Raw genomic sequence first — 10135 nt, 5'->3', positions numbered from 1 at the left:
GGGCCGACCCGCGCGGTGCGGCTGGAGACGAGCTGGACGATCGACCGGCCGCGAAACGCCAGCACGATCCGGATCGGCGATTCGGTTTCGTTCGGCGGGCTCGGCGCGGCGCCGGTCCGCTTCGCCGGCGTCCATTACCACCGCAACTACGCCGTCCAGCCGGGCTTCATCACCATGCCCCTGCCGAGCGGCACCGGCAGCGCGGCGGTCCCCTCGGTCGGCGATGTCTATGTCAACAACGTCCTACAGGGCAGCCGCGAGGTCGCCCCGGGCCCGTTCGAGCTGACCGGAATCCCGGTCCAGACCGGCGGCGGCACGGTCCAACTGGTGGTGCGCGACCTGCTCGGGCGCGAGGTGATTTCGGAGCAATCCTATTATGCCTCGCCGCAATTGCTGGCGCGCGGGCTGCACGATTTTTCCTACGAGGCCGGCTTCCTGCGCCGCCGCTTCGGCCGCCGCAGCAATGATTATGGCGCGTTCATGGTCTCGACCACGCAACGCTACGGCCTCAGCGACCGGATCACCGGCGAGGCGCACGCCCAGGCGAGCGCGGAGCGCCAGATGGCAGGGCTCGGCTTCACCGCTCTGGCCTTCGATTTGAGCCAGGTGGGCGGCTCGGTCTCGGTCAGCCGCTCGGACAAGGGGCTCGGCTACCGCCTCGCCGCCTCCTTCGAGCGACAGACCCGGCGGCTCTCCTTCGGTTTGCGGGCCGATTTTGCCAGCGCGCACTTCGGCTTCCTCGGCATGCCCGACGGCTGGCGGCCGCCGCGCTACACGATCCAGGCGTTCGCCGATTTTCCGGTCTGGCGCGGCAGCGTCGGCCTTCAGATACTGCACCGCGCGCCGCGCGCCGGGCCGAGCGAGACCTTCGCCGGCCTGTCGGGCTCGTTCCAGATTCTGCCCTCGGCCTCGCTCGGCCTGTTCGCTCGCCAGACGATCGCGGGCCGGCGCGAAACCAGCTTCGGCGCGCATGTCACGGTCGCCCTCGGCGGACGCCGCAGCGCCCAGGCCGGCTTCGAGCTCAGCGGCGGCAACAGTTTTTACGCCGGATTTCAAAGCGATCCGTCCGAAGCGACCGGCGGCGGCTATCGCGCCGCAGTGGGCCTTGGGAAGATAAATCGGTTCGAAGCCGCCTATGCGCACAATTTCGCGGCGACGAGCCTGCTCGGCGAGGTCGCCCATGTCGACGGCCGGACCGGCCTGCGCCTGTCGGCCACCGGCTCGATCGGCCTGGTGGACGGCCGCGCCTTCGCCTCTCGAAGCCTCGGCGAAAGCTTCGCGATCGTTCGGGTCGAGGACCAGCCGGGCATTCGCGTCTATGCCGACGATCATCTCGTCGGGGTCACCGGCGGCGACGGCGCCCTGATCGTGCCCGGTCTTCGCGCCTTCGACATCAACCGGATCCGGGTCGACGATGCCGATCTGCCGCTCGATGCGCAGGTCGAATCGCTCGAGACGGCGATCCGGCCTTTTGCCCGAAGCGGGACCGCCGTCCGCTTTTCGGTCCGGCGCGAGCGCGGCGTGCTGATGCGCGTGCGCCGCGAGGACGGCAGCGCGCTCCCCGCCGGCGCGCGCGTCCGGGTCGGACAGGAAGCCGCAACCTATGTCGTTGTCGGACAAGGAGAAATCTACGTGCCTGGCCTGACCGGGACGGCGCTGTTGCGGGCACGCTGGGGCGATCGGAGTTGCGCCTTCAGGGTCGACGTGCCGCCATCGGACGATCCCCAGCCGCGCCTCGACGGGCTGATCTGCCGGGAGGAATCGCGTTATGCGGCGAACTGAAAGCCGGTGGCTGCTCGCGGCGGCCATGGCCGCGGTGCTGATCGTGGGCACGCCCGCCGACGCCTGCACGGTCAGCGCGACCGGGGTGATGTTCGGCGCCTACGATCCGCGCGCCACGGGCCCGGACGACGGGACGGGCGCGATCGATATCGCTTGCCATCCCAGCGACCAGTCCGTGAACATCGCGCTGAGCACCGGCAGCTCGGGCAGCTTCTCGGCCCGGCGCATGTCGAGCGGGGCGGCGCAGCTCGATTACAATCTCTATACCGGCACTTCGCGGACCGTCGTTTGGGGCGACGGCAGTGGCGGGACGTCGACGGTGACTCTGACCGAGGGCAACGTGTCGGGCGGGCGGCGGCGCTTCTCGGCCGACATTTTCGGGCGCATCCCGGCGCTGCAGAACGTGCCCGCCGGAAGCTATGTCGACACGATCGTGGTGACTGTGACCTTCTGACGCGGCATCAGAAGGGCCGGACGATGACCAGGACGACGATCAGCACCACCGCGATGCCGGGCAGTTCGTTGATCAGCCGCAGCGTCTTGCCGTCCAGCCTTTTGCCCCCGGTGGTGAGGCGCTTGCCGTAGCCGACCAGCCAGCCGTGATAGCTGGATAGCGCGAAGACGATCGCGAACTTCGCGATGAACCAGCCCTGCGTCCACGCTTCGGTCACATAGGCGAGGCTGAGACCCAGCAGCCAAACCAGGATCATCGAGGGGGTGATGATGATCGCGCGCAATTTGCGCTCGCGCTCGAGCCACCTCTGCTCCTCGTCCGATCCCTCCGGCGATTCCTGATGATAGACGTAGAAGCGCGGCAGCATGAACAGCCCCGCGATCCAGAAGATCACGAAGATGATGTGGCCGGCCTTGAGCCAGGCGTAGGTCACTGCCAGAGCCCAATCGAGCGCATGCATCAGCGGCCCCGCACGAGATCGAGCAACCGCTCGACATGCGCGATCGGCGTGTCCTTCGATATGCCGTGGCCGAGATTGAAGATGTGCGGCCTCCCTTCGAAGGCAGATAGGATGCGCGCTACCGCGCTTTCAAGCGCCGCGCCGCCCGCGAGCAGCGCCATCGGATCGAGATTGCCCTGGACCGGCATGTCCTCGGGCAGCTCGCCGAGCGCCCAGACCGGGTCCACCGTCTCGTCGAGCCCGATCGCGTCGACCCCAGTCTCGCGCGCATAGGCACCGAGCTTGGCGCCGGCGCCCTTCGGAAAGCCGATCACGGGCACGTCGGGATGGCGTTGCTTTAGCTCCGCGACGATCCGCGCATTGGGCGCGATCACCCATTGCTCGAACTGGGCCGGGGCGAGGCTGCCCGCCCAGCTGTCGAACAATTGCACCGCCTCGACCCCGGCCGCGATCTGGCCGGAGAGATAGTCGACCGTCATCTCGGCGATCGCCTCGATGATCGCGCCGAAGGCTTGCGGATCGCGATAGGCATGGGCCCGGGCCTCGGCCTGCTCGCGGCTGCCCTGGCCCGCCACCATGTAGGTCGCGACCGTCCACGGGCTGCCGGCGAAACCCAGGAAAGTCGTTTCGGCGGGCAGGGCGGCCGCGACTTTCTCCACAGTACGATAGATCGGCTCCAGCCGCGCCGGGACGCATGTCAGCGAGTCGAGCGCCGCGTCGGTCAATGGCGGCGAGAGATGCGGCCCCTCGCCCGCCGCGAAGCGCAAATCCTGGCCGAGCGCATGAGGCACGATCAAAATGTCCGAGAAGAGGATCGCACCGTCGAAGCCGAACCGGCGGATCGGCTGCAGCGTCACTTCGGCGGCGGCCTCGGAATCGTAGACGAGCTCGAGAAAGCCGCCCTTTGCGGCCCGAAGCGCGCGATATTCCGGCAGGTAGCGCCCCGCCTGGCGCATCAGCCAGATCGGTTTTCTCTCGGCTTTTCCGCCCTTTAAGACGGTCAGCAGGGGCTTTGCAGGGCGGGGCATGGCGGGCAGGAGGTCTCCGCTCTCTTCTCTATAATATTAGAGATTCTAGATTCTGTAGGAGTCAGTAGGGATCGGCAGAGCGGGGTTTATGGCCCCGCACAAATTTTGCCAACAGCTTGACTCGTGCGCGGCCGCGGACTTCCGCGGATTCGCGGGGCCCATCCCCGTTCTTCACAAGCTGGGGGGCGAAAGCATGCACCGTGGGCGCGGTTGTGGACGGATCGGCGATGGCCGTGGACGAATCCTGTCCTTGCAGCCGCCCCGAGGGTTCAGCTAGCGATTTCCCCATGGTTTTCCACAGGCATGGATTCAGGTGAGCGAGCTCCATCTTCACCTTCTCTCGGACTCGACCGGCGAGACGTTGGACATGGTCGCCAATGCCTGCCTCGCCCAGTTCGACGGCGTCGAGGCGATCCGCCATCCCTGGCCGATGGTCCGCTCGGAAGGCCATCTCGACAGGGTGCTCGACGATGTCGAAAGGCGGCCCGGCCTCGTCCTCTACACGGTGGTCAACCCGACAATCCGCAAGGAGCTCGAGCGCAAATGCCGCCAGCGCAAGCTCCACGCCGTCCCGGTCCTCGATCCGGTCCTCGACGCGCTGGCCGCGATCAGCGGCGAGCAGGCCAAAGGCCGCGCCGGCCGCCAGCACGCGCTCGACGAGGCCTATTTCGCCCGGGTCGACGCGATCCAGTTCACCATCGCCCATGACGACGGCATCGCGCCCGAGAACTGGGAGGAGGCCGACATCGTCCTCGCCGGCGTCTCGCGCACCTCGAAGACGCCGACCAGCATCTATCTCGCCAATCGCGGCTTCAAGGTCGCGAACGTGCCGCTCGTGCGCGAATCGCCGCCGCCCGACACTTTGTTCGCGCTGAAGCATCCGCTGATCGTCGGGCTGACCACCAATCCCGACCGGCTCGTCCAGATCCGCCGCAACCGGCTGCTGTCGCTCAACCAGGCGCCCGAGACCGACTATGTCGATATCGAGGCGGTCAATGCCGAGGTCGCCTTCGCGCGGCGGCTGTTCGCGGACAATGGCTGGCCGGTGATCGACGTCACCCGCCGCTCGATCGAGGAAAGCGCGCTCGCCATCGCCAAGCTCTATTCCGAGCGGCTCGAGGCGGGGGCGGGTTGAAACTCATCCTCGCCTCGCAAAGCGCGACTCGCCGGCGCATGCTCGAGGCGGCGGGTGTCCCATTCGAGGCGGTCGCCACCGGGTTGGACGAGGATCAGGCAAAAACCGGTCTCGCCGCCGCCGGCTTTGGCCCGCGCGACATGGCCGAGATGCTGGCGGAGCTGAAGGCGAAGAGCGTGGCCGCGCCGGCGGACACATTGGTCCTCGGCGCCGACCAGACGCTCGAGCTGGACGATGGCACGATGCTGAGCAAGCCCGTCTCGCGCGAGGATGCGCTTGACCAGCTTTGCTCCCTCAGCGGCCGCAGCCACTGGCTCCATTCGGCCGCCGCGATCCTCGAGGATGGCGAGTCCGCCTGGGCGGCGACCGAGAGCGTCGAGCTCGCCGTCCGCCCGCTCGGCGAGGCATTTCTCCGGGACTATCTCGACCGCGAATATGAGGCGGTGCGCTCGAACGTCGGTGGCTACCGGGTCGAGGCGCTCGGCGGCCAACTCTTCGAGCGTATCGACGGCAGCCATTTCGCGATTTTCGGTCTGCCGCTGCTCCCCCTGCTCGCCTATTTGCGTGAGCGTGGCCTGCTGGCGACCTGATGGGCATTCCCTATGCCGAAGTGATCGGCGACCCGATCGCCCACTCCAAATCGCCGCTGATCCACAAATTCTGGCTGGGGAAGCTGGGCATCGAGGGCGACTATCGCGCCACTCAGGTTACCGCCAACGAGCTTCCCGCCTATCTCGACCGACGTCGTTTCGATCCCGATTGGCGTGGCTGCAATCTCACTATGCCATTGAAGCGGCAAGCTATGTCGCTCGTCGACAAGCTTGATCGGTTCGCGAGCGGATGCGGCGCCATCAATCTGGTAATCGCATCCGGCGGCCGATTGTCGGGCGCCAATTCGGACGCCTCGGGATTCACTGAGGCACTGAACGAAGGCCCTCAACAACCATTGCCCAAGCACCATGTCGCTACCTACTTCCACCTGATTGGCGCGGGCGGGGCTGCGCGCGCGATAGCCTCAGCCATTCGCGGCACCGACATCGAGTTCTTCAACCGCACGAAGGCGAAAGCGGACGAATTGGCAGATCGCTTCGGCGCGGGGTCTGCGCTTGGCTACAGCATGGGGCTGGAGGCGCTCACCGGCTATTTCAGCGACAGCATCGGGGACGAAGGAGACAAGGAGCAGCGCTACAGCTATATCCTAGTCAACGCGTCCGCTATGGGCATGCGGGGATATCCTCCGGTTCCCATTCGGCTTGAGCTTTATCCGGCGAACACGCTCGTTTTCGATTTGGTCTACGATCCGGTCGAGACATCGCTTTTGCGAAAGGCAAGGGAGTTGGGCATGCCGACGATAGATGGCCTGGACATGCTCGTTGCACAGGCTCGAAGCGCATTTTCGTCGCTGTTCGGAGCCGAGCCGCCGCGTGAATATGACGCGGAATTGAGAGAGTTGCTGATCCGATGATCACCCTCGGCCTCACCGGCTCGATCGGCATGGGCAAATCGACCGTGGCGCGGATGTTCGCCGACGAGGGCGTGCCCGTCTTCGACGCCGATGCGGTGGTGCACCGGCTGCAGGGACCGGCGGGGGCGCTGGTCGACGAGATCGAGGCGCATTTCCCGGGGACGACCGGCGAGGCCGGCGTCAACCGCGGCGCGCTGGCCGAGCGGGTGCTGACCGAGCCCGAGGCGATGCGCCGGCTTGAGGGCGTGATCCATCCGGCAGTGCGCGAGGCGCGCGAGGCCTTTCTCGCCGCGCACGCCGACGCGCCGCTCGTCCTGCTCGACATTCCCTTGCTGTTCGAGACCGGCCTCGCCGAAGCGGTGGACAAGGTCGCGGTTGTCTCCGCCGATCCGGAAATCCAGCGGCTGCGCACCCTCGCCCGGCCGGGTATGACGCCCGAGAAGTTCCTTCGCATCGTCTCGCTCCAGGTTCCCGATTCGGAGAAGAGGGCGCGCGCCGACTTCGTCATCCCGACCGATTGTTCCATGGAGGAAACGAGGGACTCGGTTCGCCGCATCGTCGCTTGCCTCTCGGGCGCGGGCGATTCATAGCAGGGGCGATGCGCGAAATCGTCTTCGATACCGAGACCACCGGCCTCTCTCCTCTGAACGGCGACCGGGTGGTCGAGATCGGCTGCGTCGAGCTCTTCAACCGGGTCGAGACCGGGCGCAGCTTCCACTCCTATCTCAATCCCGGCCGGCCGATGCCGAGCGAGGCCGAGGCGGTGCATGGCCTCTCCGACCGTTTTCTTTCCGACAAGCCCGCCTTCGCCGACGTCTGTGAGGAGCTGCTCGATTTCATCGGCGAGGCGCCGATGATCGCCCACAATGCCAGCTTCGATTTCGGCTTCATCAACCACGAGCTGGGCGAATGCGGCCGGCCGAGCGTGTGCATGTCGCGGATGGTCTGCACGCTCAGCATCGCCCGTCAGAAATTCCCCGGCGCCAAGCACAGCCTCGACGCGCTATGCACCCGCTTCGGCGTCGACCGCTCGCAGCGGATCAAGCATGGGGCGCTGCTCGACGCGCAATTGCTCGCCCAAGTCTATGTCGAACTAACCGGCGGCCGCCAGATCGGCCTGACGCTCGTCGCCGATGCGGTCGAGGAGGCCTCCGATTCCGCCGCCTTGTCGATCGCGGTGGAGGCGCCTTTGGTCGCCACGATCCGCTCGCCGCGCCCGCACGCGCCGAGCGCGGAAGAGCTGGCGCGGCACGCCGCTTTTCTCGCCCGGATCAAGGAGCCGATCTGGAATCGGCTCTGAGCGGCCGGTCGAGCCGGCATTGACCTCGCGCGCCGGCGCGCCCAAATGCCCGGCTTGAGCCAAGCAGCGGAGCAGACCATGGACATCCGGGTCTCGGGGCATCAGATCGATACCGGCGCGGCGCTCAGGAGCCAGGTCGACGAACGCTTGAGCGGCATTGCCGACAAATATTTCTCGCGCGCTATCTCCGCCCAGGTGACCTTCGGCAAAGGGCCGTACGACCACAGCTTCACCTGCGACATCGTCGCGCACGTGCCGCAGGGCGTGGTGCTGAAGGGCCGCGGCGCCGCCGCCGAGGCCCACGCCGCTTTCGATCAGGCAGCGGACCGGGTCGAGACTCAGCTCCGCCGCTACAAGCGCCGCCTGAAGGGCCGGCACGCGCAAAGCTCGCATGCCGAGGCGCTGGAGGCTGGCTACACGATCTTTGCGCCTCCGCCCGATGAGGAGGAGCCGGCGGACCATCCGCCGGTCGTCGCCGAGACCAGGGTCGACATCCCGAGCGCGAGCGTTTCCGACGCGGTGATGCTGCTCGATCTTCGCAACACCAACGCGCTCATGTTCCGCAACAGCGGCACGGGCGCGTTCAACATGGTCTACCGACGAGGCGACGGGACGATCGGCTGGGTTGAGCCGCAGCGCGACTAGCTTTTCGCCCCTTTATCCTTCCTCGCAGACAAGGGCTCCAACAGCCCATCGGACGGCAATGAGCGAATTATCGGACATCTTGAACGGCGAATCGGTGGAGGCGGCATTCAGCGCCTCCAACAAGAAGGCTTTGTTCCAACAGCTCGCCGCCGCCGCGGCCAAGCGCACCGGCCTTCCCGCCAAGACCATCGCCGCCAGCCTCAACGCGCGCGAGAAGCTGGGCGCCACCGGTTTCGGCGGCGGCACCGCCATCCCGCACGGCAAGATCGAGGGGCTGGAAGGCTGCACCGGCTATTTCGTGCGGCTCGCTTCGCCGGTCGACTATGGCGCGGTCGACGGGCTGCCGGTGGATCTCGTCTTCCTGCTCCTCTCGCCGCCCGACGCGGGCGCCGATCACCTCAAGGCGCTGGCCAGCATCAGCCGCGCTTTCCGCGACCGCCAGATACTCGCCAAGCTGCGCGGTGCCCGTTCGCGCGACGCGATCTACGCACTGCTCGCCGGCGAGGAAGCGCGCGATGCCGCCTGAATCGGGCGCGGGCGCACATCTCAAGGCGCTCGAATCGCTCTATCGCAGCGCCCCCATCAACGACGTCGTCCGCTCGGACATCGAAATTCCGGAACCCGGCCTGGCCCGGATCCGCTTCGAGGTGACCAAGGAGGCTTTCCACGCAGCGGGGGCGGCGCACGGCACGATCTACTTCAAGATGATGGACGATGCCGCCTTCTACGCCTGCAACGCGATGGTGAGCGACCGCTTCCTCCTCACCACCGCCTTCAACCTGGTCTTCACCCGCCCCCTCAAGGAAGGACCGGTGGTCGCGGAAGGGCGCTGGATCAGCGGCAAGCGCCGGGTCTTCGTCGGCGAGGCGCGGCTGCTGATGCCCGACGGCGAGGAGGCGGCGCGCGGCACCGGCACCTTCATGCGCTCGCACATCGCGCTCTCCAGCCTGCCCGGCTACCGGCCGGGCGGATGACGCCCCGCCTCGCCAGCGCGGTTTTGGTCGCCGCGCTCATCCGCCGCGCACAGGCCGAAGGCGGCTTCGGCGCGGTCCTCGCGAAAGGCGATGCGACGGCCGGCGCGGTGGCCGTCATTCTCGCGGAACGCGGCCGAAAAGCGGCCTTCCTCGAGCGCATGCTCCAACCCGACGGCGGCTATGCCTGGCGGGATTCGGGCGAGGGGCTCGATTCGGACGCCGCCTATGACGACCTGCTCGCGCGCCGCCGCCGCGTCGATCCCGATCTTTGGGCGGTGGAACTGGATGTCGCGTCGGCCGAACGGTTCGCCGCTGAAATGAACGCCATCGGTTGACCCGCGCGGCGGGCGGGCCTAGCCGCCGTCGAGCACTTCGAGCACGAGCGGGGACCGACCGCATTTGCCAGGCGGCAAAGGACGGTCACGCGAGTCGGGGGGCGATCAGGACGGGTGTTCGTCCGGCGTACGATCGGCCAACCGCACAGGCCTGGGTTTCAATGCGACGTTCCTTTCGCGCCGCGGCGTTGACCGCGGTGGCTTTTGCTTTTGCCTCGGCGGCCAGCCTAAGCGGCCCCTCCTTCGCGACGGAGGCCGAGGGCGATCCGAGCATCTCCTATGTCGAGCATGCGGCGAGCGGCCTGACCGCCGCCAATCTCGGCCTCAACGACCTCGATGACGCGGCGACTCCGGAAACGCCGGAATTGACCCCCGACACGCCGGTCGCGGTCCATGCCTTCGCGCCCGCTCTGCCCTCGCCGCCGCCAGAGCCGGCCGAGCGCGACGGGCGCTCGCTCGCCGATCTGGTCGCCGATTTCGCGGCCACCGAGACTCCCGACCAGGAAGCCGAGTGCCTCGCGCGCGCGGTCTATTACGAGGCGCGGAGCGAGGCCCTT

Annotated in this window: 13 protein-coding genes and 1 pseudogene; 12 read left to right on the top strand and 2 right to left on the bottom strand. The window is 67.4% G+C overall.

Translation table 11 applies throughout. The features are described 5' to 3' along the window. Both ACT4N8_RS01550 and ACT4N8_RS01545 read left to right on the top strand, forming a co-directional pair. A partial coding sequence (locus ACT4N8_RS01550) for a fimbria/pilus outer membrane usher protein (protein WP_444856378.1) occupies nucleotides 1–1782 on the top strand: 1782 nt, incomplete at its 5' end. Next, on the top strand, nucleotides 1769–2236 hold the full coding sequence (locus ACT4N8_RS01545; protein WP_444856377.1) for a Csu type fimbrial protein: 468 nt from the start codon (nucleotides 1769–1771) through the stop codon (nucleotides 2234–2236). The genes ACT4N8_RS01550 and ACT4N8_RS01545, both read left to right, overlap by 14 nt. A gap of 7 nt (nucleotides 2237–2243) precedes the next feature. Here the strand turns inward: ACT4N8_RS01545 and ACT4N8_RS01540 are convergent, their stop codons facing one another. After that, nucleotides 2244–2696, bottom strand: a complete 453-nt coding sequence (locus ACT4N8_RS01540) for a CopD family protein (RefSeq protein ID WP_444856376.1) — start codon at nucleotides 2694–2696, stop codon at nucleotides 2244–2246. Further along, a complete protein-coding gene (gene hemE, locus ACT4N8_RS01535) occupies nucleotides 2696–3724 on the bottom strand; it encodes a uroporphyrinogen decarboxylase (protein ID WP_444856375.1) in 1029 nt (342 codons plus the stop codon). The genes ACT4N8_RS01540 and hemE overlap by 1 nt, the downstream gene beginning before the upstream one ends. 313 nt (nucleotides 3725–4037) lie before the next feature. Between hemE and ACT4N8_RS01530 the strand changes: the two genes are divergently transcribed. From ACT4N8_RS01530 to ACT4N8_RS01485, 10 genes and pseudogenes are all read left to right on the top strand, one after another. Next, nucleotides 4038–4859, top strand: coding sequence for a pyruvate, water dikinase regulatory protein (locus ACT4N8_RS01530; RefSeq protein ID WP_444856374.1), 822 nt, complete (start codon nucleotides 4038–4040; stop codon nucleotides 4857–4859). Continuing rightward, nucleotides 4856–5449, top strand: a complete 594-nt coding sequence (locus ACT4N8_RS01525; RefSeq protein ID WP_444856373.1) for a Maf family protein — start codon at nucleotides 4856–4858, stop codon at nucleotides 5447–5449. The genes ACT4N8_RS01530 and ACT4N8_RS01525 overlap by 4 nt, the downstream gene beginning before the upstream one ends. Beyond that, complete coding sequence (locus ACT4N8_RS01520; protein WP_444856372.1) at nucleotides 5449–6324, top strand: shikimate dehydrogenase family protein; 876 nt, start codon at nucleotides 5449–5451, stop codon at nucleotides 6322–6324. Before ACT4N8_RS01525 ends, ACT4N8_RS01520 begins: the two co-directional genes overlap by 1 nt. Continuing rightward, complete coding sequence (coaE, locus tag ACT4N8_RS01515) at nucleotides 6321–6914, top strand: dephospho-CoA kinase (protein ID WP_444856371.1); 594 nt, start codon at nucleotides 6321–6323, stop codon at nucleotides 6912–6914. Before ACT4N8_RS01520 ends, coaE begins: the two co-directional genes overlap by 4 nt. Before the next feature lie 8 nt (nucleotides 6915–6922). Beyond that, nucleotides 6923–7624, top strand: coding sequence for a DNA polymerase III subunit epsilon (gene dnaQ / locus ACT4N8_RS01510; protein WP_444856370.1), 702 nt, complete (start codon nucleotides 6923–6925; stop codon nucleotides 7622–7624). Nucleotides 7625–7702: 78 nt separating this feature from the next. Further along, on the top strand, nucleotides 7703–8269 hold the full coding sequence (gene hpf / locus ACT4N8_RS01505; protein WP_444856369.1) for a ribosome hibernation-promoting factor, HPF/YfiA family: 567 nt from the start codon (nucleotides 7703–7705) through the stop codon (nucleotides 8267–8269). A 58-nt stretch (nucleotides 8270–8327) separates the two neighbouring features. Beyond that, nucleotides 8328–8795, top strand: coding sequence for a PTS sugar transporter subunit IIA (locus tag ACT4N8_RS01500; protein ID WP_444856368.1), 468 nt, complete (start codon nucleotides 8328–8330; stop codon nucleotides 8793–8795). Next, entirely contained in the window at nucleotides 8785–9243 is a 459-nt protein-coding gene (locus tag ACT4N8_RS01495; protein WP_444856367.1) for a PaaI family thioesterase, read from the top strand. Before ACT4N8_RS01500 ends, ACT4N8_RS01495 begins: the two co-directional genes overlap by 11 nt. Further along, nucleotides 9240–9578, top strand: coding sequence for a DUF1491 family protein (locus ACT4N8_RS01490; protein ID WP_444856366.1), 339 nt, complete (start codon nucleotides 9240–9242; stop codon nucleotides 9576–9578). Before ACT4N8_RS01495 ends, ACT4N8_RS01490 begins: the two co-directional genes overlap by 4 nt. A 161-nt stretch (nucleotides 9579–9739) precedes the next feature. After that, a pseudogene (locus ACT4N8_RS01485) lies at nucleotides 9740–10135 on the top strand (hypothetical protein); the annotation flags it as partial.

It is taken from the genome of Sphingosinicella sp. (genome assembly GCF_052387495.1).
GTDB lineage: Bacteria > Pseudomonadota > Alphaproteobacteria > Sphingomonadales > Sphingomonadaceae > Allosphingosinicella.
Note: the sequence above shows the minus strand (reverse complement) of the source record. Positions and strands in the feature narration are given on the sequence as shown.

Coding starts and splice junctions, on each gene's coding strand:
- ACT4N8_RS01490 (WP_444856366.1), top strand. CDS start 9,240: ATGACGCCCCGCCTCGCCAGCGCGGTTTTGGTCGCCGCGCTCATCCGC.
- hpf (WP_444856369.1), top strand. CDS start 7,703: ATGGACATCCGGGTCTCGGGGCATCAGATCGATACCGGCGCGGCGCTC.
- ACT4N8_RS01540 (WP_444856376.1), bottom strand. CDS start 2,696: ATGCATGCGCTCGATTGGGCTCTGGCAGTGACCTACGCCTGGCTCAAG.
- ACT4N8_RS01545 (WP_444856377.1), top strand. CDS start 1,769: ATGCGGCGAACTGAAAGCCGGTGGCTGCTCGCGGCGGCCATGGCCGCG.
- ACT4N8_RS01495 (WP_444856367.1), top strand. CDS start 8,785: ATGCCGCCTGAATCGGGCGCGGGCGCACATCTCAAGGCGCTCGAATCG.
- hemE (WP_444856375.1), bottom strand. CDS start 3,724: ATGCCCCGCCCTGCAAAGCCCCTGCTGACCGTCTTAAAGGGCGGAAAA.
- ACT4N8_RS01520 (WP_444856372.1), top strand. CDS start 5,449: ATGGGCATTCCCTATGCCGAAGTGATCGGCGACCCGATCGCCCACTCC.
- ACT4N8_RS01500 (WP_444856368.1), top strand. CDS start 8,328: ATGAGCGAATTATCGGACATCTTGAACGGCGAATCGGTGGAGGCGGCA.
- dnaQ (WP_444856370.1), top strand. CDS start 6,923: ATGCGCGAAATCGTCTTCGATACCGAGACCACCGGCCTCTCTCCTCTG.
- coaE (WP_444856371.1), top strand. CDS start 6,321: ATGATCACCCTCGGCCTCACCGGCTCGATCGGCATGGGCAAATCGACC.